Raw genomic sequence first — 20,534 nt, 5'->3', positions numbered from 1 at the left:
CGGGCGCGGCATCTCAGCTGAGTGGTTCGCCACCGTCGACATGGAGCGTCGTCCCGGTGAGGAAGGTGTTGGTCATCGCGAACAGAACCGCCTGCGCGATGTCGTCGGCGTTGCCGATGCGCCGGGCCGGGTTGCGGGCGCTCTGGTCGCGGAAGTAGTCCGCCTTGCCCTGCTCGCCGAGTGCGTCCCAGGCGCCGGTGTCGATCACGCCGGGGGAGACAGCGTTGACCCGGATCGGCGCGAGCTCCAGTGCGAGTGAGCGGGCCAGAACGTCCGCGGCGCCGTTGGTGATCGCCACAGCCAGGGTCCCGACCGCGATCTTCGCCGCGGCCACGCCGGAGAAGAGGGTGAACGATCCACCTTCGGTGATCCGCGGTGCCAGGTGTTTGGCCAGCATCAGCGGGCCGATCACCTTGGTGTCGAAGGACAGCTGGACCGCGTCCCGGTCCAGGTCGGCGAGCCGTCCGCGAGCGCGGGCCGAGGCCGTCGACACGATGTGATCGATACTGCCGATCCGTTCCGCGAGGGCTGCGATCGAAGCCTCATCGGTGAGATCGACGTACTCCGCGGTGATGCCGGGCTCGTCTGCGTAGGCCTCCTTCAGGCCCTGCTGGTTCCGACCGGCGACTGTGACGATTGCTCCCGCGGCACGGACGGCCATCGTCACGGCGCCGGCGATTCCGCCGCCGCGGCCGACGACGAGCACCGCCTTCTCCTCGAGCGTTCCAGTCACTGCACAGTCCTTTCGAGGAAGTGGCGGATGGTAGGGGCGGCGGTGTCGAGATGGCTTTCGAGGAGGAAGTGGCCGCCGTCGAGCAGGCAGATCTCCGCGTCCTTCGCATCGCCGGCGAAGGCCAGGGCACCCTCAGCGCGGAAGATCTCGTCGTTGCGGCCCCAGAGGGCCAGCACTGGGACCCGGCTGTCGCGCAGATACTCATGCAGTCGCGGGTACACCGGGAGGTTGCTCGCGTAGTCGGCAAACAGCCGGAGCTGCACCAGATCGTTCCCGGGCCGCGACACCAGGTGGAAGTCGTGGTACCAGGCATCGGGACTGACCAGCGTCTCATCTGCCACACCGTGCAGGTATTGCCACCGGATGGCGTCCAGAGTCAGCGCCTGGCGGACCGCCGCTTCGGTCTGCGCGTTCTGCTCGGTCCAGTACTGACGCACCGGCTTCCAGAACTCCTCCGCGAACCCCACCTCGTAGCCGTTGCCGTTCTGCGTGATGATCGCCGCGACGCGGTCGGGGTGGGCGAGGGCCACCCTCCAGCCGATGGGAGCGCCGTAGTCCTGGACATACAGGGCGAAGCGGCTGATCCTGAGCTGCTCCAGCAGCTGTCCGGTCAGGTCGGCCAATGCATCGAAGGTGTAGCCGAACTCGTCGACGCAAGGAGAGTCGGACAGACCGAAGCCGAGATGGTCCGGAGCGATCACGTGGAAGCGGTCCGCCAGTAGCGGGATGAAATGACGGAACATGAACGAACTGGCCGGGAAGCCGTGCAGCAGCACCACGGTCGGCGCGTCCGCCGGCCCCGCCTCCCGATAGAACAGCCGCTGTCCGAGAACGGTGGCATAGCGATGGTGGACCGTGGTCATTTCCGCTCCGTTCCGGGCTGGATCGAGGGTCGCTGGAGAGTGGTCTGCAGGCACGGATCCGAGCCTGCGGTGTGGCCGCCGGTCGCCGCATCCGCCAGTGGCCAGCCACTCCAGCCGGTATCCCGGCCAGGGGTAGCTTGAGGCTGTGTACCGATCAGCAGATCTGCCCCGATGGCGGCGCGCGGCGGAGTTGATGGGCCGCCGCGCCGAGTGCGGCGTTCTCGACCAGTTGATCGGGGCGGTGCGCGCTGGTCAGAGCCGGGCGCTGGTCCTGCACGGTGAAGCAGGTGTCGGGAAGACGGCGCTGCTCGAGTACCTCGCGGTTCAGGCGCTTGGTTGCCGGGTCACGAAGGTCGCTGCTGTCCAGTCGGAGATGGAACTGGCATTCGCCGGTCTGCACCAGCTGTGCGCGCCGGCTCTGGACTGTCTCGACAGCCTCCCGCCTCCGCAGCGGGAGGCGTTGCGCACCGTCTTCGGGATCAGCTCAGGACCGCCGCCGGACCTGTTCCTGGTCGGCCTGGCCGTGCTGAGCCTGCTCTCCGAGGCCGCGGAACAGCAGCCGCTCGTCTGCCTGGTCGATGACCACCAGTGGCTCGACCGTGCCTCGGCGCAGGTCCTCGCGTTCGTCGCCCGCCGCCTCGGTGCCGAGTCCGTCGGTCTCGTCTTCGCGACCCGGGCCATCAGCCAGGATCTCGTCGCCTTGCCCGAGTTCGCGGTCGAGGGTTTGCCCGACGCCGACGCCCGCGTGCTGTTGGACGCAGTACTGACCGGGCCGATCGACCCGCAGGTGCGGGACCAGATCGTCGCCGAGGCGCACGGCAACCCGCTGGCCCTGCTCGAGTTGCCGCAAGGGCTGACGCCGGCGCAGTTGGCCGGCGGGTTCGGATTGCCAGGAGCGTTCCCACTGTCGGGTGACATCGAGGAAACGTTCTGCCAGCGGGTGAACGCAGTACCGGAAGAGACACGTCGGTTGTTGCAGGTCGCAGCGGCCGACCCGTCCGGGGACGAGGCGTTGGTCTGGCGGGCAGCGGCATGGCTCGGGATCGGAACCGAGGCTGCGTCACCCGCCGTCGAGGCAGGCCTCGCGGAGTTCGGCACTCGGGTCCGGTTCCGGCATCCGGTCGTCCGGTCAGCGGCCTACCGATCGGCTTCGGCTGAGGAGCGGCGCCGCGTCCATCAGGCTCTCGCCGAGGTCACAAACCCGGGAATCGACCCCGACCGGCGTGCGTGGCATCGCGCGCAGGCGGCAGCCGGGCCGGATGAGGACGTCGCCGCGGAGCTGGAATGCTCGGCCGGCCGGGCTCAGGCGCGTGGCGGTCTGGCCGCGGCGGCCGCGTTCCTCCAGCGCGCGGCGACGTTGACGTTGGAGCCCGCGCAACGAGCCGGCCGGGCGCTCGCCGCAGCCCAGGCCGAGATCCAGACCGGTGGCTTCGACGCGGCTGCTCACCTGCTGGCCATGGCCGAGGCGGAGCCGCTGAGTGAGATCCAGCGCGCCCGGGCGGACCTGGTCCGCGCGCAGCTCGCGTTCGTCACGAACCGCGGCAACGACGCCCCGCAGTTGATGCTCAAAGCTGCCAAGCGACTCGAACCTGTCGACGTGGACCAGTCCCGCGCCACCTATCTGGAGGCTCTGTCCGCCGCCATCTTCGCGGGCCGGATGGCCACTCCCGGTGGCGATGTACAGGAGGTCGCCCGCGTGGCCGGTGCTGCGCCGCGGCCCCGTGCTGTCCGGCCGGCCGATCTCCTGATGGACGGTACCGCGCTGGCCTACCGAGACGGATATCAGGCGGGGCTGCCGATTCTGCAGCAGGCCCTGACCGACTTCGGTGCCGGCATGTCCGCCGAGGAGGAGTTGCCGCTGCTGTGGATGGCAACCACGACGGCTCTTCGCTTGTGGGACGCCGACCACTGGGACACGCTTTCGGCCCGGCACCTCCAGCTCACCCGGGAGGTCGGTGCGCTCAGCGAACTGGCCCTGGCCCTCACCTCACGGGCATACCTGCTGATCTTCTTCGGCGACCTGGTCGCCGCGGAGACACTGATCGTCGAACTTCGAGCCGTGATGGAGGCAACCGGCACCCACCTCGCGCCGTACGGCGAACTGGCCCTGGCGGCCTTCCGCGGTGACCTGCCGGCGACGCTCGGCCTGTTCGAAGCCACCAAGAAGGATGCCACCCGGCGTGGAGAGGGAATCGGGATCGCCTTCGCCGAATGGTCCAGTGCCGTGCTCAAGAACGGGCTCGGCCGCTACCAGGACGCGGCACAGGCGGCCGCACGTGCCTTCGAGGACCCGCGGGAATCGATGGCGATGATCTGGCCGCCCGCCGAGCTCGTCGAGGCGGCCAGCCGCTGCGGGTTGAGCGCGACAGCTCACGACGCCTACGAACGGCTGGCCGAGGTCACCAGTGCGACCGGTACCGAGTGGGCGCTGGGAGTCCAAGCTCGTTGCCGGGCACTTCTCGAGGAAGGCGACGAGGCTGAACACCACTACCGCGAAGCGATCGCCCATCTCGACAAGACCCGGCTTCGCGTCGACCTCGCGCGGGCGCACCTGCTCTACGGAGAATGGCTGCGCCGGGAACGCCGCCGTACCGACGCGCGGGAGCACCTCCGGACCGCGCACGGCATGTTCGACGCGATGGGGATGAGCGGATTCGCGGAACGGTCCCGGCGGGAGCTTCAGGCCGCCGGAGGCGTGGCCCGGAAACGCGCGGCTCCGGCCGAGAGCGAAGAACTCACCGCTCAGGAAGCCCAGATCGCGCGGCTGGCACGCGACGGCCTGTCCAACCCGGAGATCGCCGGCCGGCTGTTCATCAGCGCCCGTACGGTGCAGTACCACCTGCGCAAGGTCTTCACCAAGGTTGGCATCACCTCGCGCAGCCAGCTCGACCGCGTACTACCCCCGTGACGGGTCGCCTGTAACCCAACCGCCGGTTGCCGAATCACCACCTCAATCACATCGAGGTGGTGATGCCCGGTCACCACATCTCTTCCTAGGTTTGCCTCAGTCCGCGGCGACCGCCACGGCGCAGCGAGGGAAGCAACCATGACCATCCCCACCACCAAGCTCACCCGGACAGCACGCCGATCGGGGCGGTGGGTTCCCGCCGCACTGGTGGCGCTCAGCCTGATCCCCGTCTTCGCAGGTATCTCCCGCTTCGTCGTGCTCTCCGGCGGTCCGGAGCTACTGCTCCCGGCAGATCCCCGCTCTGAGGCCTCGCCTGTACCCGTCGTCCTGCACGTCGTGTCCGCGATCGGTTTCGCCATCATCGGCGCGTTCCAGTTCTCCGCCGGGATCCGCCGCCGCCGGCCGCGTTGGCACCGTCGCGCCGGGCGCGTCCTGGTGGTGCTCGGCCTGGTAGTCGCGTTATCGGCCCTGTGGCTGACGCTGTTCTACCCCCGCCAGGAGAACACCGGTGATCTCCTGTACCTGTTCCGGTTGCTGGCCGCTTCAGGGCTGGGGGCCAGCATCCTTCTCGGCTTCACCGCCATCCGGAACCGTGAGATCGCCCGCCACCGTGGCTGGATGATCCGCGCCTACGCCTTGGCACTGGGCGCCGGCACCCAGGTGTTCACCCAGGGCATCGGAGAGGCCGTCCTCGGTGCCGGCGCGATCCGCACCGACCTGATGCTGGGGTCAGCCTGGGTCATCAACCTCGCCGTCGCCGAGTGGGTCATCCGCCGGCCGGCGGCTCGCCGAGCACGTACCAGAGCAGCGTTGGCGGCGTCCCGATGAGCCCGCGGCCGCACGCACCCGACCACTACGAGTTCCGGATCGACGGACACCTCGACGACCACTGGTCGGTCTGGCTGGACGGTCTGACCCTCACCCACGAGGCCGACGGCACCACCACGCTGCGCGGCGCCGGGATCGACCAGGCGAAACTCCACGGCCTCCTCACCAAGCTGCGCGACCTCGGCGCCACCCTGATCTCCGTCGAGGCGATCGACCGACCCGACCCGTACGACGGCCGGCCGGCCCAGCTCAGCCCTTCAGACGCGGGAGATCCATGATCGCGGTGAGGGCGTTCGCTCGAAGCTCGGGTGTGACGGCATCCGGATCGAGGAGTTGCTGCAGGAACAGACCTGCATCAAGCGCCAGCACGAGGGCAGCCACCTCGTCCGGCGTCAGCGGCAACTCTTCCCCTCGTGCCGCGTCACGCTCGGCGATCGCAGCGGCCAGCCGGTCCCGCATTCGCCGGTAGCGCTCGGCGAGGGCGGCCTTCGCTGCCGCATCGCGGGCGGCGTACAGCCAGAACTCCAGCATCAGCAGCCCGAAGGAGCCGCCCGCAGCATTCTGCTCGACCGCTGCGTCACGCAGCCTGATGCGCAGGTCGGCAGTCGAGGCGTTCGCGAGCAGCAGGTCCAGCTGGGCGAGCTGGTCCTCGAGGTGGCGGTCGATCAACGCGAGGAAGAGTGCGTCCTTGCCGGCGAAGTTGGCGTACACCGCGCCCTTCGTGTAGCCGGCGGTCCGGGCGATGTCGTCGATGGTGGCGGCATGGAAGCCCCTTCGGGCGAACTCGGCCGCCGCGGCGTCCAGCACCCGGTGCGTCGTCTGGGCACGGCGCTCTGCCTGTCGCAAAGTCAGCTCCTCCATCAGTTAGATACCTACCGGTATATAATACCAGCAGGTATGGAACTTGGGATGACAGAGCTGGGAGATGGTGACCGTGGCGGATCAACGAGCTAGGCGTGACGGCGGACCACGGGCGAGTCGCGTGTCGGCGCGGACTTTTCGCGGCTGGCGGTGGCGCCTGGGGAATGCGCTCGTCACCGTCTTCGCGCGAGCGGGAATCGGACCGATCTCCCTGCTGACCACCACCGGACGTACGACGGGGCGCCCGCACACGGTGCCCGTCGTACCGATCGACCACGCCGGCTCGAGGTGGCTGGTGGCGCCATACGGCCCGGTTGGCTGGGTTCACAACGCCCTCGCCGTCGGCACTGTCGTCCTGTCCTACGGGCGTCAGCGGATCAGCTACACCGTCCGCGAGGCGACACCGACCGAGGCCGGGCCGGTCCTCAAGCGCTACGCCACTGTCGCGACGCGGACACGGCACTGCTTCACCGCCGGGATCGACGACCCGGTCGAGGCGTTCGTCGCCGAGGCAAGCGAGCATCCGGTCCTCGAACTCCGGCCGGCCCCGGCTTGACCTGGAGTGCGCGGGTCAGTTGGTCAGGCGGGCGGTGATTTGCTCGGTGCCTCCCGGGTTGTCGGTGATGTCGGCGGTGCCGTGGGCGTTGCGGTAGCGGCCGGTACCGCCGGTGATGGCGAAGGTGGTCTTGAGCGGCTCGGTCGGTGGGCCGGTGGGGCCGTCGGCGATGGCCTGGAGGGTGAGTTGTCCCTCCGGGAGGGCGATCGTCATCTGCCAGTTGCAGGTCATCGCCTGCGGAGTCGCCTTCACCACGGTGCAGGTGACCCCGTCGGTTCCGACGGGCTTGCCGTTGCGGAAGACCCTGTCGGAGCTGACGATCTGGTCACCGAGCCCGAGGGCGGGTCCGGGGGTGCCGACGTCGATGATGGCGAACTGCTCGGTCTGGGCGGTGAGGTTGAGTACTTCGCCGCCGGACGCATGGGCGACCGATCCGCCGAGAGCGCCGGCGAGGCAGGCTGTGACGACGGCTGCGGCGGTGTGGATGTTGCGCATTCGAACTTCTCCTTGTGCGAGTAGTGATGTTGCAACGAGAGTGCGGCAACACCCACCGCCCGGACATCCGTGTCGGCTACGGAGTTAGGGCGTGGGCAATTCCGCTGTTCAGCGGCAGGGCTCTGGGGTCTACTGAGACTCGTGACTGCGGCACCGGGCCTGTCCGCACTGATCGGTCGCGACAAGGAAGCGGCCGTACTGCGGCGCGCGGTCGACGGGGTGAGCTCGGGCACGGGCGGGGTCGTCCTCGTCACCGGCGAGGCGGGCATCGGCAAGTCGCGACTGCTTCGTGAAACCGCCCGCTACGCCGGGGCGGCGGGCCTGACGGTGTTGTCGGGGCGCGCGGTTCCGCAGGGCGGGGCCTATCGTCCGCTGGTGGATGCGCTACTCGGACAGTTGCGTGACGCAACGGTCACCGAGTCGCCGGACCTCAGGCCGTTCCGGTCCGCGCTGTCACGCCTCATCCCCGGCTGGTCCGGATCGGAACCGGTCGCCGAGCCGGCCGTCGACTCCGTGGTTGTCCTCGGTGAGGGCCTGCTGAGACTCCTGCGCAGGGTAGGCGGTGACGCCGGATGTGTTGTCGTGCTGGACGATCTGCACTGGGCGGATGCGGACACTCTCGCGTTGCTCGAGTTCCTTGCCGGTGCGGTCGGTACGTCGCGGATCCTGGTCCTGGGCGCGGCACGGACCGACGAGCGGTGGGCGCGGGACCGGCTCGTCGCGAACGAAGACGTGTTCACCGTCGCCCTGGACCGGTTCGACCGAGAGGACATCGTCGCGCTCCTCACCAGCCGCTGGCAGCAGGAGGCGCAGCTGTCGCCGGAGTTCGAGGACCTGATCGTGGCGCGTTCGGAGGGCGTGCCGCTCGTGGTGGAAGAGCTTCTGGCGGGGCTGGTCGAGTCGGGAACCCCCTCCAGCGACGTCCAGCAGCTAGGAGTTCCGGCCGGGCTGACGGCACTTGTCGCCCGCCGCCTGGCGGCGTTGACCACTGACCAACGCAAGGTCGTTCACGCGGCCGCGGTGCTCGGCCGTGAGGTCGACTGGGCGTTGCTTCCGCTGGTGTCTACCCTCGACGAGGAGGCCGTTCTCGCCGGGCTTCGGGCCGCGGCCGACAGCCACCTGCTGGTACCGGCCGGGTCTCCCGGGCGGCTCAGTTGGCGTCACGGGCTGATCCGCGACGCCGTACTCACCATGCTCGGCCCCGGTGAGCACAGCGTGCTTGCCCGCCGCGCAGCCGAGGCCCACCTCAACGGGACCGGCGCTGCTCAGGACGACATCGCCGCAGCGGTAGAGCTCCTCGTCGTCGCAGGTGACGGGCCACGCGCGGCGCAACTGCTGACAGGCCTTGCCAGGCAGGCGATCGCGGTCGGTGCCCTCGGTACGGCGGACGAGCAGCTCGAGTACGCAGTACAGCTTGCGCCGAGCGGGTCTGATCTCGCTGCCGAGCGGGTCCGGGTCCAGACGTTGTCGGGGCGGATGGATGCCGCGTTCGCGACAGGTGACACGGCCCTCGGAAAGATGTCAGGCGATCGGCACGCCGAGCTGTGCTTCCAACTGGCGCAGGCCGCGCTGGCGGCCGGCCGCTGGGATCAGGCGCGCGGTTACCTGGAACGAGCCGGCCGACCGGCGGATGCCCGTACTCCGGCGATCGCCGCCGACGTTGCCTTTGGCAACGGACAGGTGAGTGAGGCGGCAGAACTCGCCAAGCGTGCCGCGGAGCAGGCGGAGCGCGATGGCATGCCGGAGCAGTGTTGCGCGGCGCTGGAGGTCATCGGGCGCTGCGCTCGGGAGACCGATCCGGAAGCAGCGGCCGCCGCGTTCCGGCGGGCCGCGCAGGTCGCCGCCGACCACGGGCTGGCACCCGCCCGGATCAGTGCGCTACTCGCGCTCGGCACGATCGAACTGCTCGACTCGGAATCGTCCGCCACGCTGATGGAAGCCCGCCGGCTGGCGCTCGACTGCGGGATGCTCGGTCGGGTGTGCGACATCGACCAGTTGCTCACCGATTGCGCTCTGGTCGTCGACGGTCCTGCGGCGGGCGAGTCGGCAGGTCGCCGTACTGCGGAGCTTGCCGCGGGCATCCGGCTGTACCGGGTACAGGCGATGACCGAGATGATGGCGGCATCCGGAGCCGGAGCACGGGGTGATCTGGCGGCGATGGCGGCGGCTCTCGATGCTGCCGTGCGGCGGCCTGACGCACCGTTCGAGGTGACCGCCGGGCGGCCCTGCATCGAGGCGATGGTGCCGCTCGTCGGCCACGACCTGCCGCGGGCCGGGGAGCTGCTCGACCTCGGCATCGGTGCCCTGGCGGCGCGTGGTTCTTCGGCGCCGATCGGCCATTGGGGCCTGTGGGCGCTGGTCCGGACCGTGCTCGACGACCGGGGAGCGGAGGCCCGCGAGACGCTGCGGCACGCGCCGCCGGTGATGCGGGCGATCAACCGGGCCGCGCTGGACTTCGCCGACGCGGTCGCCGCCGGCCGGGCGGGTCGGTCGGCCGAAGCGGTCACCCTGCTGGCGGCCGGAACCGAGATGCTGCCCAGCCAGCACTGGTGGCGGAGGCTGTTGCTGCTGCTCACCGCCGAGGCCATGATCGCCGACGGCTGGGGCGACCCCGTCTCCCTGCTGCGAGCGGATCTGACCGCCTTCGAAGCCGATGGCGACGACCAGCTCGCGCGGACCTGCCGGATGCTGCTGCGCCGAGCCGGTGTCACGGTACGCCGAGGCCGCGGGAGCGCCGCAGTACCGCCGGCGCTGCGCGCGATCGGGGTGACGAGCCGCGAGATGGACGTCCTCGGCCTGGTCGCCGATCGGCTGACGAACCAGCAGGTCGCCGAGCGGCTCTTCCTGTCGCCGCGCACGGTGGAAACCCATGTCACGAATCTGCTGACCAAGACGGGGACCACCAGTCGAGCCGAACTCGTCGCGTACGCGGCACGGGCTGATCGCGATGCCTTAAGTCCGTAGCGACCACGGATCCGCGGGCGGCGCCGTAGGCGGAGTCTCGGAGCTGTTGACCTCGCGTCCAGACGAGGTCCGGACCGGAAGGACTCCCGAAATGATCATCGGCTACGACTATGTGGGTGCGATCGCCCAGGGCCGCATCACCGACCACCGTCGCCATGCGGACCAGTGTCACTTCAGTGCAGGGAAGGAATCACGCTGGCGCCCCCGGCTGATGGCGGCTCTGCGGGCGATCGCGTTCGCCTCGGCAGCGCAGTACTCGCTGCCGTTCGTGCCCGAACTCCGCGACTACCCGGTACGCCGGCCGTGAGCGCGAACGGGAAGTCCACGTGGAGTAGCGTCGAGCAGATCGACGTGCTCGTCGTGGGCGCGGGGCCCGCGGGTCTCGCCACAGCGATCAGCCTGGCCCGCCATGGGAGCTCGCCGCTGGTGGTCGAACGGCATCCGGGTACGTCGATCTTCCCGCGGGCGACGTTCGTCAGCACCCGGACGATGGAATGCCTTCGATCCTGGGGGCTGGACGAGGAGGTCCGGGCCGGCGGGATGGACGTCCAGCCGATGATGTCGGTGTCGGCCACGTTGGCGGATCCCCGTCACACGCTGGTGTCGATGGGTGTCCCGTCGGCCGACGAACTGCGGTCGATCAGTCCCACGACTCCGTGTCTGTGCCCTCAGGACCACCTCGAACCCGTCCTGGCGGAGCATCTCCTCGCTCTCGGCGGCGACTTGGTCTTCGAGACCGAGGTGATCTCGTTCGAGCAGGACTCCACCGGGGTGACGGTGTCGCTGCGCGACCGCCGTACCGGGGCTGTTCGAGTTGTGCGAGCCGCGTACGTCGTCGCCGCCGACGGCGCGCGCAGCACGATCCGGGCGGGCCTCGGGGTGCGGATGGAGGGGCCGGACAATCTCGCCAACCTCGTCAGTGCGCTGTTTCGGGCCGACCTTCGGGACACGGTGGGGGAGCGGCCGTGTGGGTTGTACCGGATCGAGACGCCGCAGGCGGCGGGTGTCCTGCTGCCGACTAGCTCTGGTGATCGCTGGGTCTACGGGCGGGAGTGGCATCCGGAGCTCGGCGAGCAGTTGACGGACTTCACGGTCGAGCGCTGCACCGAGCTGATCCGGGCGGCCACTGGGTTACCGGAGTTGGAACTTGATGTTGTTGCTGTGCAGGCCTTCGAGTTCGCGGCGCAGGTGGCCGAACGTAGTCGCGAGGGCCGGGTCTTCCTGGTCGGGGACGCCGCCCATCGGATGACCCCGGTCGGCGGGATGGGCATGAACACGGCGTTCCTGGACGGCCACAACCTCGGCTGGAAACTGGCCTGGGTACTGCGAGGCTGGGCTGGCGAGGCTTTGTTGGAGAGCTACCAGTCCGAGCGGCGGCCGGTCGGCGTACGGAACACGCTGCGATCGATGGGGGATACCAGCCGATCCAACGCCGACGGCCTCATCGACGACCTCGGCGTCAGGTACTGCTCGGAGGTCATCCCCGACGGTGGTGGAACGGACTCCGGCGAGTTCCGTCAGTCGGCTCGTCCCGGCGATCGGGCGCCTCATCTGCAGGTCTGCGTAGAGGGACGGGCGATGTCGACCCAGGACCTGTTCGGGCCACACCTGACCTTGCTACTCGGCGCTGCCGGTGCCCCGTGGGAAGGTGCGATCGCCGACTGCCCGCTGGTGTCGCTGCGCTGTGGCACCGACTTCCAGGACGCCGGCGGGACCTTTCACGACCTCTACGGCATCGGCCGCGACGGCGCCGTACTGGTTCGCCCCGACGGCCACGTCGCCTGGCGCTCCCGAACCGCCCCCACAGATCCGCTGACCACCCTCTACTCAGCAATCACCACCTCCCTCGGCGTTCCGAACCTCCGGCAGCCCAGGTCAGCTGCGTGACCCGGGCTGTCGGATGGGGCTTTGCTAGCGGACCCCCGGAGGGCGCGAAACCTCGCCTGCGCAGCCGCAGAGTGTGCTCCGCCCGTGCTGTGGGGGTTCGCCCACTGTCAGAACAGTGGGCGAACCCCTCGAGGACGCAGTGAACCCCCCGGAGGAGGCAGCGAACCCCCGAGGAGGCAGCGGACCCCCCGAGGAGGCAGCGGACCCCCCGGAGGGCGCGAAACCTCGCCCGCGCAGCCGCAGAGTGTGCTCCGCCCGTGCCGTGGGGGTTCGCCCACTGTCAGAACAGTGGGCGAACCCCCCCGAGGACGCAGCGAACCCCCCGAGGACGCAGCGAACCCCCCGAGGACGCAGCGAACCCCCCGAGGAGGCAGCGAACCCCCGGAGGGCGCGAAACCTCGCCCGCGCAGCCGCACAGTGTGCTCCGCCCGTGCTGAGGGGGTTCGCCCACTGTCAGAACAATGGGGTAACCCCCCGAGGAGGCAGCGAAACCCCCAGAGCACCAGGGAGGCTTCGCCTCTGACCGCCGAGTGTGGGGCTGGCGTGGGTGTCATGGCGCGGGGCAGCCTGGGTTATGGCGACGGTGACGGTCAACGAGCCCGCCGCCGCCTCAACCGGCTCGTCCAGCGACGGCAAGGTACCAACACCTACGACCTCACACCCGACGGACCGATCGGCACGGTGCTCTTCCCGATCGGCCAACGAGTGGCGATCTTCCACACCAAAGTCCACGACCGCCTCCTCAGCCCCCTCCTCGCCGCCGACCACCCCCCCGCCGAGATAGGACCAGCACTGGCCACCATCCACCGCCACGCCCGCAGCCGCACCGACCACGAACGCCTCGCAAAGGCCGCCTGAAACTCACGACAAACGCCACACTCCTAGCGGCCAAGCACCACTAGGTCTGAATCACGCCGAGCTGTTTCAGCTGTGAGAGGACGTCGACGACTCCCCAGGTCTCGGCGATCCGGCCGTCGGCGAAGCGGAGGATGAAGATCTCGTTGTAGGTAACGGATCTGCCGGTGGGTGGTAAGCCCATGTATTCACCCTGGTGGGTCCCGGTGACCGTGTGCCGGGCGACCACCCTGTCGCCCTCTTCGATCAGATCCTCGACGGCGATGTGGAGGTCGGGGAACGCTCGGTGGAGCCTCGCGTACACCTCCTTGATCGCTCGCGCCCCGGTCTCCAGAATCGGTAAGGGGGTGCTCATCCGCACATCGGGCTGGAAGACCTCGTCGACAGTCGTCGAGATGAGTTCCTCATCGTGGGTGTTGCTGGCGTCGAGGACGCGCCTGAACGCCGCTTTGTTGCTTGTTTCCTGGCCAGTTGACGAAAGGATGTCGTTCATACCCAGGCGACGAACGAGCACCCGCCCGGGGGACAGCCCGCCTCAGACCTGTTCGAGCCGCCGGGTCAGGAACCGCCGCTCGGGGGCCGAGGTGGCCAGATCGAGCGCCCGGCGGTACGCCGCCCGGGCCTCCTCGTCACGGCCGAGACGCCGCAACAGCTCGCCGCGGGTCGAGTGGAAATAGAGGTAGCCGTCCAGGTCGAGTCCATCGACCGTGCGCAGCGCCGCGGCGGGGTCGCCGGCCTGGGCGAGCGCCACGGCGCGGTTGAGTTCGATCACCGGGGAGCCGGTGAGTTCGACCAGCCGCCGGTACAGCTCGGCGACCTGCGGCCAGTCGATTCGCTCCCGGGCCTGCAGCGACGCGATCGCGGCCTGGGCGACGTAGGCGCCACGCCCGCCCAGCTCCATCGCCCGGTCGAGCACCGCCCGTCCCGCCGCGATCTGGCGCAGGTCCCACAGCGAACGGTCCTGCTCGTCGAGCAGGACGAGGTCCTCGCCGGAGAACCGGGCCTGCCGCCGGGCGTGGTGGATCATCATCAGCGCGAGCAGCCCGTGCGCCTCCGGCTCGTCCGGCATCAGCGCGACGAGCAGTCGCCCCAGCCGGATGGCTTCGGCACCGAGGTCGAGCCGGCCGCTGTAGCCCTCGTTGTAGATCAGGTAGATGACGGCCAGCACCGCATCGACGCGGTCTGGAAGCAGGTGCGCGCCGGGCACCGCGAACGGGATCCCGGTCGCCTTGATCTTGGTCTTGGCGCGGGTCAGGCGGCGCTTCATCGTCTCCTCGGAGACCAGGAACGTCCGAGCGATATCGGCGGTCTCCAGGCCGCCCAGCGCCCGCAGCGTGAGCGCTACCTGCCCTTCCAACGGCAGCGCCGGGTGGCAGCAGGTGAAGATCAGTTCGAGCCGTTCATCCTTGATCACCGTGTCGTCCAACTCGTCCATGACGTTCTCCGGCACCGGCAGCAGGTGGATCTTCTCAGCCAGGGTGCGCTCCCGCCGGATCCGGTCGATCGCCCGGTTGCGGGCCGTCGTCACCAGCCACGCACCCGGGTTGGCCGGCACGCCCGCCACAGGCCAGCGCTCCGCTGCGGTCGCGAACGCGTCCTGCACGGCTTCCTCGGCCTTGTCGAAATCCCCGAGGAACCCGATCAGCGAGGCCAGCACCCGGCCCCACTCGTCCCGGAAGACCTCCTCAAGCACGGTCTCGCCGCAGTACCGGCCTGACCTCGACAACGCCGCCGAGCCGGGTGGCCGGGATGCGTGCGGCCAGTTCGATCGCCTCGTCCAGGTCGGCCGCCTCGATCAGGCAGAAGCCGCCGAGCACTTCCTTGGTGTCCGCGAACGGGCCGTCGGTCACCAGCGTCCGGCCACCGGCCACGCGCACGTTGGTGGCCGTCTCGACCGGCTGTAGCCGTGCGCTCTCGACGCAGCGGGGGTCATCGGCCAACGCGAAGTACTCCGCGTACGCCGCCTCACGTTCGGCTTGGGGCAGCGCCTCCTGGTAGCCGGGCTCGGCGTAGATGAGCAGGGCGTACTGCATCACAACCTCCAGGGCAGTGGGCTCTCACCTGAAAGACGAACGAGAAGCGGTGCGGGGGACACGACCGGCTCACGACTTGTTCCTTCGCTACCGGGTCCGGGACGCGGCGACGCTCTCGCGGTGCGCGGACGGATCGCTGCAATAGGTCTTGCTGCCGTTCTTGGACCGGTCGATGAACGCGCGACGGCAGGTCACCGAGGCGCAGGTGCTCGGCCGGCGCGAGCTCACCTGTCACATTAGCTCGCAGTCAGGCGGCACCACGATGGCCGGCGACGCCAATATCCCGCATCACGTCGGACTCATCGCTCGCGATCTCGACCCTGCGATCGGACCCTACGAGCGGCTCGGCTTCTCGTTCACGCCGCTGCCGCGCATCCCGCTGCGCCCGAGGTCGAGCCAGGCGGGCCTGGTTGCAAGCTGCTGCAACGGCCGTGCAACACGGCGGCGCACGATCTGCTCATGGACTGGTCGGGGACTGAACCGTATTCCCAGGGAGATCGTGATGAAGAACATGACGGAAAAACGCAGCAACCAGGAACTTGTCGCGGCGGTGTGTCGAGAGCTTTATCTTCTCGCCAGTCGCGAGGAGCGGGCTGCGGCCGACGAGGCGTGCCGGGTGCCGTACTGGCAGGCGTGCCCACCCTCGGTGAACGTGCACTGGACCGCGGCTCAGTTGCTGCGGGCCGATGCGAATCGACTCGAGTCCGAGGCCGGCTTGCTGGCCGAGGCGTGCTGAGGGGGTGGCGATCGTGAAGCAGATCCGGATCGTTCGTCCGAAGCCCCAGCGGCCCTCGGTACCACGCCTGCCGGACACCCGGACCCCGTCCGGCCGGCGGACCCTGCCGTACTGAGCAGGCGGCGCGGGAGCTCGTACGGGAAGGTGTGGGATCCGGACGTGACAGCCTCGAGCGGTGCCAGGCCGACCCTGGCAGCACTGGTACCCACTCTGGTGTCGCGCGAGCGGACCTCGCTTTCCCTCGTCGAGGAGTGCCTTCGCCGGATCGCCGAGCTCGACTCGGGATCCGACGGCCTGGGTGCCGTCCTCGCGCTGAACCCGCAGGCGAGGTCGCAGGCGGAGGCAGCCGATGAGCAGCTTGAACGCACCGGGCGGCAGCGCGGCCCGCTGCACGGGATCCCGATCCTGATCAAAGATGTCTTCGAGACCGAGGGCATCCCGACGACCTTCGGTTGCGCGGCCTTCAAAGGCTATGTGCCCGGCCAGGACGCGGTCGCCGTACGGCGGCTTCGAGCGGCCGGCGCGATCGTGCTGGGCAAGACGAGTACACCGGATTTCGCGATGTCCTGGCTTTCCGATTCGTCGAACGGAAGCATCACGGTCAACAGCCGATCGGCCGCGCACGAGCCCGGTGGCTCCAGCGCGGGGTCGGCAGTGGCGGTGGCGGCCGGGCTCGTTCCCGCGGCCCTGGGGTCCGACACCGGCGGCTCGGTCCGGGTGCCGGCCTCCTTCAACGGGGTCGTCGGCCTACGTCCGACCACGGGGTTGGTGTCCCCGGATGGCATGTCGTCGCTCGTGACGGCGCAGGACACCCCGGGTCCGCTGGCCGGCTGTGTCGATGACGCGGCTCTCCTGCTGCAGGTCCTCGCTGGTCACCAACGGCCGATAGGTGAGGTTCGCCGCCCGCTCGGCGGCTACCGACTCGGTGCTCTCGCCCTGCCGAGCGAACCGGTGGCATGGGATGGCGCCGATGAGGTCGCGGCCGTGGTCGACGCGACGCTCGCACGTCTGGTGAATGAGGGTGCCTGCATCCTCGACGACGTGGTGCTGCCTGACCTAGCTGCGCTCCTGCGCGACAGCTCCCTGTATCTCATCACCGCACTAGACGACATCGACGCGTTCCTCGCCTCACGCCCAGAGCTCGGCAGCAGCTCCTTCCTCGACCTGTACTACGCCGGCGTGTTCCCCGAATCGCTCGACCTGGCCGAGCTGCTGGCGACGCGCAGCCGGTCCGACGCCCAGTTGCGTGCCGAGCGACTGGCGAACCGGTACCGGCTGCGCGACACGGTGGTGCGCGCGATGAGCAACCTCAGCCTGGACGCCCTTGTCTACCCGACTGTGCGTGTGCCGGCGCCCCTTCGAGACCGGGACCGCCGGTTGCTCCCGAGCCGGCTCCTTCCTGTCAACACGTTGATCGCGTCGCAGGCCGACCTGCCGGCGCTGACCTTGCCCGCCGGTACGACGGACGCCGGGCTGCCGGTCGGACTGGAACTGCTCGGCAGGCCAGGGACCGACGGTCCGCTCCTCGGGCTGGGTCGCGCCGTCGAGGGTGCCCTCAGTGACGGGTGACGCCCATCCGGCGTTCGAGAACCGTCCACCACTCCTCGTCCTCGAGCAGAACCCGGCCGCGGTCGAGGGCATCCCAAGCGAGCGTGATCACGGCTTGCAGGAGTCGTTGTGGTTCGACTGCCGCGAGTACTGCGATCGCACCCGCCGGCGTGAGGTCCACGATCCCGTTGGTCTGCTCGAGCCTGCACAGCGCCGGCTGGAGCAGACCGGAGAGACCGAACGCGAAGTAGGTCGGCCGGGAGTCCTTTTCGGCGAAGGCAAGGTCTTGCAGAGTGCTGGACCCGCCCAGCACGAACATCGAGTCGAGTCCCGCCGAGTGCGCACCGGCGATGTCGGTCTCGAGCCGGTCGCCCACCACGATGGTCGCGTCCCGCTCGGTGCCGAGCCGGGAACGCGCGAAGTCGAACAACGCCGCATTCGGCTTGCCGGTGACGTGTGGGACGACCGCGGTCGTTGATCGCACCGCCGTGACGAGTGCTCCGTTGCCGGGAGCATGTCCCCGCGAGGTCGGGATAGTCGCGTCCAGGTTGGTCGCAACCCAGATCGCACCTGCCTGAACGAGATAGCCCACTTCCGCGAGCTCGCGCCAGCTGACTTCCTGGCCGGCCCCCTGGACCACGGCGTCGACAGCCGTCGTACCGGGAAGCTCCGTCACGCCGAGCGGAGTCAGGCCAACCTCGGTCAGCCCGTCGGCGACGCCCGGACCACCGACCGCGAGCACCGGCGTACCCGGCGACAGCCGGCCTGCCAGGTACGCCGCAGCGGCCTGCGCGCTCGTGACGACGGACCAGGCGGCAGGTTCCAGTCCCAACCGCCGGAGATGGCGGCCGACCGCGGCCGGCGGCCTGGACGCGTTGTTCGTCGCGAACGCCACGGGCACGCCGGCGACCACGGTGTTGAGGGCCGCGATCGCGCCGGGCACCGCCTCCGATCCCCGGTAGACGACACCGTCCAGGTCGCAGATCACTCCGCGGTAGTTCGCGACCAGCGGTGCACGGCCTGCGCTCACGAACCCGCCTTCTCGGGGACGCGGGCAGCCGTCGTCGACTCGCTCGCCAGTCGAGCGCTCTGCACGAGCAGCTTCCGCGCGGCAGCGTTGTCATCGCCGGGAGCACCGCTCGCTGCGGCCACCAGAGCCCGTGAGAACCCGAAGGTCACCCGCCACGGCACGCCTCGCTTTGTGGCGAGCGCGCTGACCGCGCCGAGGTTCGCGCAGGCCTGGTCGAGCGACTGCCCGCCGGACAGCAGGAGGACGCCGGGCGTACCGCTCGGCAGGGTCCACTCCAGCAGTTGTACGGTCTGCCGAGCCACCTGGTCCGGTGCGGCGGGGGACGGGTGCGACAGCCCGGCGACAACCATGTTGAGCCGGATCATCAGCTGTCGAGGATCGACGCCGGTCCGCTGGAGTTGGTCGCGCAGGGCCAGCAGGGCATTGGTGGTGGCGGCCTGGTTCACGGTGATGCTGGACGAGCCGAGGTCCGGCATGGCGATCGTCAGGACCGGCAGGAGACCCTCCGCCTGGGTCGCTGCCGCCGCGGAAGCGAGCTTGTCGGCCTCGATGTGGGTGGCGCCGTGAGGCACGTCCAGGGGAGACAGGTGAGCGCGCCATTCCACGAACGATGCGCCGTCCCGCGCCGCCTCGACGAGCCGGTCTCGTACGCCGGTCCCGGACGGAGTCATCCGTACTCCGACCAGCGGCAGCTCGAGCGTCGACTCGGACAGCTGCCGGCGCAGCGGCAGTGTCGCCGCGAACGTGTCCGCTGTCAGGAGCAGGGCAGAGAGGTGGTGTGTCAGCGCTGGTTCGCGCAGTACCAGCTCTGCCGCGCTCGGGACGAGCGCCTCGGCGTACTCGTCGGCGACCAGCATCCCCTTGGGCGGTGCCAGGATCGCCGCCGCGGTCTCCTCGATCGTGCGCATCAGGACTCCTTGCAACGAAGGGTGGCGGTGTCCCGTTCGACGCTACGAGTCAACGCCTCGGAGCCCCTCACCCCTGCGGCTGAGATCGCGGGTGACCTTCGCGGGTTGGCCACCTGTCCCCAGCGGGCCATCCCCCTGCGGCCACCTCGGGTGACCACCCCCGCGGTCACCCCTGGGGTGGATGCCCGCAGCTCGGGCGCGAGGTGTGCTGGTCGTGCCAGTCCGCTGATCCACGTGAGGAGTGCCGATGCCGACCGAACGCTCGACGTTGACCGAGTTCCTGGCCGAGGAACGGCGACGTCATCCCGGCCTGTGCGCGGACCTCACCTCGCTGATCGCCGACGTCGCCCTTGCCTGCCAGGAGATCTCGCACCGGATCACCACCGGCGCGCTGACCGGTGTGCTCGGAGGCAACGACGTCGTCAACGTCCAGGGTGAGCAGCAGCAGAAGCTCGACGTGCTGGCCAACGACATCTTCCTGCGGACGACCGAGGGCGGCGGGAAGCTCGCCGGCATGGCGTCCGAAGAGCTCGACCTGCCCTACGCCATCCCGTCGCGCCATCCGAGGGGCCAGTACCTGCTGACGTTCGATCCGCTCGACGGGTCGTCGAACATCGACGTCAACGTGTCCGTCGGCAGCATCTTCTCGATCCTGCGCGCACCGGTGCCCGGCGCCCACGCCCAGCCCGACGACTTCCTGCAACCGGGAACCGAGCAGGTTGCCGGCGGCTATGCGATCTACGGTCCTTCGACCGTCCTCGTCCTCACCGTGGGCACCGGCGTCCATGCCTTCACGCTCGACCTGGGCGTCGGCGAGTTCCTCCTGACCCGGCAGGACATCAAGCTGCCGGCCTCGACGGCGGAGTTCGCGATCAACACCTCGAACCGGCGGTTCTGGCGGCCGGCCGTGTCGCAGTACGTCGACGAGTGTCTGGCCGGGACCTCGGGTCCGCGGCAGAAGGACTTCAACATGCGTTGGGTCGCCTCGCTGGTGGCCGAGACCCACCGGATCCTGACCCGTGGTGGCGTGTTCCTGTATCCGCGCGACTCGAAGGACCCGGCGAAGGAAGGCAGGTTGCGCCTGCTCTACGAGGCGAACCCGATCGCGTTCCTGATCGAGCAGGCGGGCGGCCTGGCGTCGACCGGACACGGGCGCGTGCTCGACGTCAGGCCGGCGCAGTTGCACCAGCGGATCGGATTCATCTTCGGTGCGCGGGAGGAAGTCGAGCGCATCGAGCGCTACCACGCCGAGCACACAGGCGGTGCCGCCGAGGAGCAGAACCACCCCCTGTACGGCTTCCGCGGCCTCTACCGGTCCGCCAGCTGAGG

21 protein-coding genes are annotated in these 20,534 nt (G+C 69.6%); 11 read left to right on the top strand and 10 right to left on the bottom strand.

The genetic code is table 11. The features are described from left to right. Positions 1-13 precede the first annotated feature (13 nt). A complete protein-coding gene (locus ACFPJ1_RS08985; RefSeq protein WP_380102854.1) occupies positions 14-733 on the bottom strand; it encodes an SDR family oxidoreductase in 720 nt (239 codons plus the stop codon). Beyond that, positions 730-1,596 (bottom strand): alpha/beta fold hydrolase, encoded by an 867-nt coding sequence (locus ACFPJ1_RS08980; RefSeq protein WP_380102852.1) that lies wholly within the window; start codon positions 1,594-1,596, stop codon positions 730-732. The genes ACFPJ1_RS08985 and ACFPJ1_RS08980 overlap by 4 nt, the downstream gene beginning before the upstream one ends. Positions 1,597-1,741: 145 nt before the next feature. Between ACFPJ1_RS08980 and ACFPJ1_RS08975 the strand changes: the two genes are divergently transcribed. The 3 genes from ACFPJ1_RS08975 (at position 1,742) to ACFPJ1_RS08965 (ending at position 5,610) form a co-directional block, all read left to right on the top strand. Next, positions 1,742-4,504: an ATP-binding protein gene (locus ACFPJ1_RS08975; protein ID WP_380102850.1), complete on the top strand. Its 2,763-nt coding sequence runs from the start codon at positions 1,742-1,744 to the stop codon at positions 4,502-4,504. A 138-nt stretch (positions 4,505-4,642) separates the two neighbouring features. After that, positions 4,643-5,332 carry a DUF2306 domain-containing protein gene (locus tag ACFPJ1_RS08970; protein ID WP_380102848.1) on the top strand — a complete coding sequence of 230 codons (690 nt, stop codon included), beginning with the start codon at positions 4,643-4,645 and terminating at the stop codon, positions 5,330-5,332. After that, positions 5,329-5,610: a hypothetical protein gene (locus ACFPJ1_RS08965; RefSeq protein ID WP_380102846.1), complete on the top strand. Its 282-nt coding sequence runs from the start codon at positions 5,329-5,331 to the stop codon at positions 5,608-5,610. The genes ACFPJ1_RS08970 and ACFPJ1_RS08965 overlap by 4 nt, the downstream gene beginning before the upstream one ends. Here the strand turns inward: ACFPJ1_RS08965 and ACFPJ1_RS08960 are convergent. Beyond that, on the bottom strand, positions 5,582-6,193 hold the full coding sequence (locus ACFPJ1_RS08960; RefSeq protein WP_380102844.1) for a TetR/AcrR family transcriptional regulator: 612 nt from the start codon (positions 6,191-6,193) through the stop codon (positions 5,582-5,584). The genes ACFPJ1_RS08965 and ACFPJ1_RS08960 overlap by 29 nt on opposite strands. 121 nt (positions 6,194-6,314) lie before the next feature. Between ACFPJ1_RS08960 and ACFPJ1_RS08955 the strand changes: the two genes are divergently transcribed. Continuing rightward, positions 6,315-6,749 (top strand): nitroreductase family deazaflavin-dependent oxidoreductase, encoded by a 435-nt coding sequence (locus ACFPJ1_RS08955; RefSeq protein WP_380102842.1) that lies wholly within the window; start codon positions 6,315-6,317, stop codon positions 6,747-6,749. Positions 6,750-6,764: 15 nt separating this feature from the next. On the opposite strand, the gene ACFPJ1_RS08950 is transcribed toward ACFPJ1_RS08955, so the two are convergent. Further along, a complete protein-coding gene (locus tag ACFPJ1_RS08950) occupies positions 6,765-7,244 on the bottom strand; it encodes an allene oxide cyclase barrel-like domain-containing protein (RefSeq protein WP_380102840.1) in 480 nt (159 codons plus the stop codon). Between the two features lie 141 nt (positions 7,245-7,385). On the opposite strand from ACFPJ1_RS08950, the gene ACFPJ1_RS08945 reads away from it, so the two are divergent. The 4 genes from ACFPJ1_RS08945 (at position 7,386) to ACFPJ1_RS08930 (ending at position 12,953) form a co-directional block, all read left to right on the top strand. After that, the gene (locus ACFPJ1_RS08945; RefSeq protein ID WP_380102838.1) at positions 7,386-10,208 is read left to right on the top strand and encodes an ATP-binding protein; all 2,823 of its coding nucleotides are present in this window, start codon (positions 7,386-7,388) and stop codon (positions 10,206-10,208) included. A gap of 91 nt (positions 10,209-10,299) precedes the next feature. Beyond that, positions 10,300-10,515, top strand: a complete 216-nt coding sequence (locus ACFPJ1_RS08940; RefSeq protein ID WP_380102836.1) for a hypothetical protein — start codon at positions 10,300-10,302, stop codon at positions 10,513-10,515. Then, the gene (locus ACFPJ1_RS08935; RefSeq protein ID WP_380102835.1) at positions 10,512-12,095 is read left to right on the top strand and encodes an FAD-dependent monooxygenase; all 1,584 of its coding nucleotides are present in this window, start codon (positions 10,512-10,514) and stop codon (positions 12,093-12,095) included. Before ACFPJ1_RS08940 ends, ACFPJ1_RS08935 begins: the two co-directional genes overlap by 4 nt. A 552-nt stretch (positions 12,096-12,647) precedes the next feature. Continuing rightward, the gene (locus ACFPJ1_RS08930) at positions 12,648-12,953 is read left to right on the top strand and encodes a hypothetical protein (protein ID WP_380102833.1); all 306 of its coding nucleotides are present in this window, start codon (positions 12,648-12,650) and stop codon (positions 12,951-12,953) included. Positions 12,954-12,993: 40 nt separating this feature from the next. On the opposite strand, the gene ACFPJ1_RS08925 is transcribed toward ACFPJ1_RS08930, so the two are convergent. From ACFPJ1_RS08925 to ACFPJ1_RS08910, 4 genes are all read right to left on the bottom strand, one after another. Continuing rightward, complete coding sequence (locus ACFPJ1_RS08925) at positions 12,994-13,443, bottom strand: ester cyclase (protein ID WP_380102831.1); 450 nt, start codon at positions 13,441-13,443, stop codon at positions 12,994-12,996. Between the two features lie 42 nt (positions 13,444-13,485). After that, positions 13,486-14,643, bottom strand: a complete 1,158-nt coding sequence (locus tag ACFPJ1_RS08920; protein WP_380102829.1) for an RNA polymerase sigma factor — start codon at positions 14,641-14,643, stop codon at positions 13,486-13,488. Continuing rightward, positions 14,636-14,983: a YciI family protein gene (locus ACFPJ1_RS08915; RefSeq protein ID WP_380102827.1), complete on the bottom strand. Its 348-nt coding sequence runs from the start codon at positions 14,981-14,983 to the stop codon at positions 14,636-14,638. Before ACFPJ1_RS08915 ends, ACFPJ1_RS08920 begins: the two co-directional genes overlap by 8 nt. A gap of 87 nt (positions 14,984-15,070) precedes the next feature. After that, entirely contained in the window at positions 15,071-15,178 is a 108-nt protein-coding gene (locus tag ACFPJ1_RS08910) for a CGNR zinc finger domain-containing protein (RefSeq protein WP_380102936.1), read from the bottom strand. On the opposite strand from ACFPJ1_RS08910, the gene ACFPJ1_RS08905 reads away from it, so the two are divergent. Continuing rightward, on the top strand, positions 15,156-15,719 hold the full coding sequence (locus ACFPJ1_RS08905; protein WP_380102948.1) for a hypothetical protein: 564 nt from the start codon (positions 15,156-15,158) through the stop codon (positions 15,717-15,719). The two genes, ACFPJ1_RS08910 and ACFPJ1_RS08905, sit on opposite strands and share 23 nt — an antisense overlap. A 159-nt stretch (positions 15,720-15,878) precedes the next feature. Continuing rightward, positions 15,879-17,288, top strand: coding sequence for an amidase (locus tag ACFPJ1_RS08900; protein WP_380102825.1), 1,410 nt, complete (start codon positions 15,879-15,881; stop codon positions 17,286-17,288). Here ACFPJ1_RS08900 and ACFPJ1_RS08895 read toward each other — a convergent pair. Together ACFPJ1_RS08895 and ACFPJ1_RS08890 are read right to left on the bottom strand one after the other, a co-directional pair. After that, positions 17,275-18,297: an HAD-IIA family hydrolase gene (locus tag ACFPJ1_RS08895; protein WP_380102823.1), complete on the bottom strand. Its 1,023-nt coding sequence runs from the start codon at positions 18,295-18,297 to the stop codon at positions 17,275-17,277. The genes ACFPJ1_RS08900 and ACFPJ1_RS08895 overlap by 14 nt on opposite strands. After that, on the bottom strand, positions 18,294-19,205 hold the full coding sequence (locus ACFPJ1_RS08890) for a class I fructose-bisphosphate aldolase (RefSeq protein WP_380102821.1): 912 nt from the start codon (positions 19,203-19,205) through the stop codon (positions 18,294-18,296). The genes ACFPJ1_RS08895 and ACFPJ1_RS08890 overlap by 4 nt, the downstream gene beginning before the upstream one ends. A gap of 247 nt (positions 19,206-19,452) precedes the next feature. Here ACFPJ1_RS08890 and ACFPJ1_RS08885 point away from each other — a divergent pair, with 247 nt between their 5' ends. After that, positions 19,453-20,532 carry a class 1 fructose-bisphosphatase gene (locus ACFPJ1_RS08885; protein ID WP_380102819.1) on the top strand — a complete coding sequence of 360 codons (1,080 nt, stop codon included), beginning with the start codon at positions 19,453-19,455 and terminating at the stop codon, positions 20,530-20,532. Positions 20,533-20,534: the final 2 nt, after the last annotated feature.

Origin of the sequence: Kribbella qitaiheensis (assembly GCF_042657745.1) — a bacterium.
GTDB lineage: Bacteria > Actinomycetota > Actinomycetes > Propionibacteriales > Kribbellaceae > Kribbella > Kribbella qitaiheensis.
Note: the sequence above shows the minus strand (reverse complement) of the source record. Positions and strands in the feature narration are given on the sequence as shown.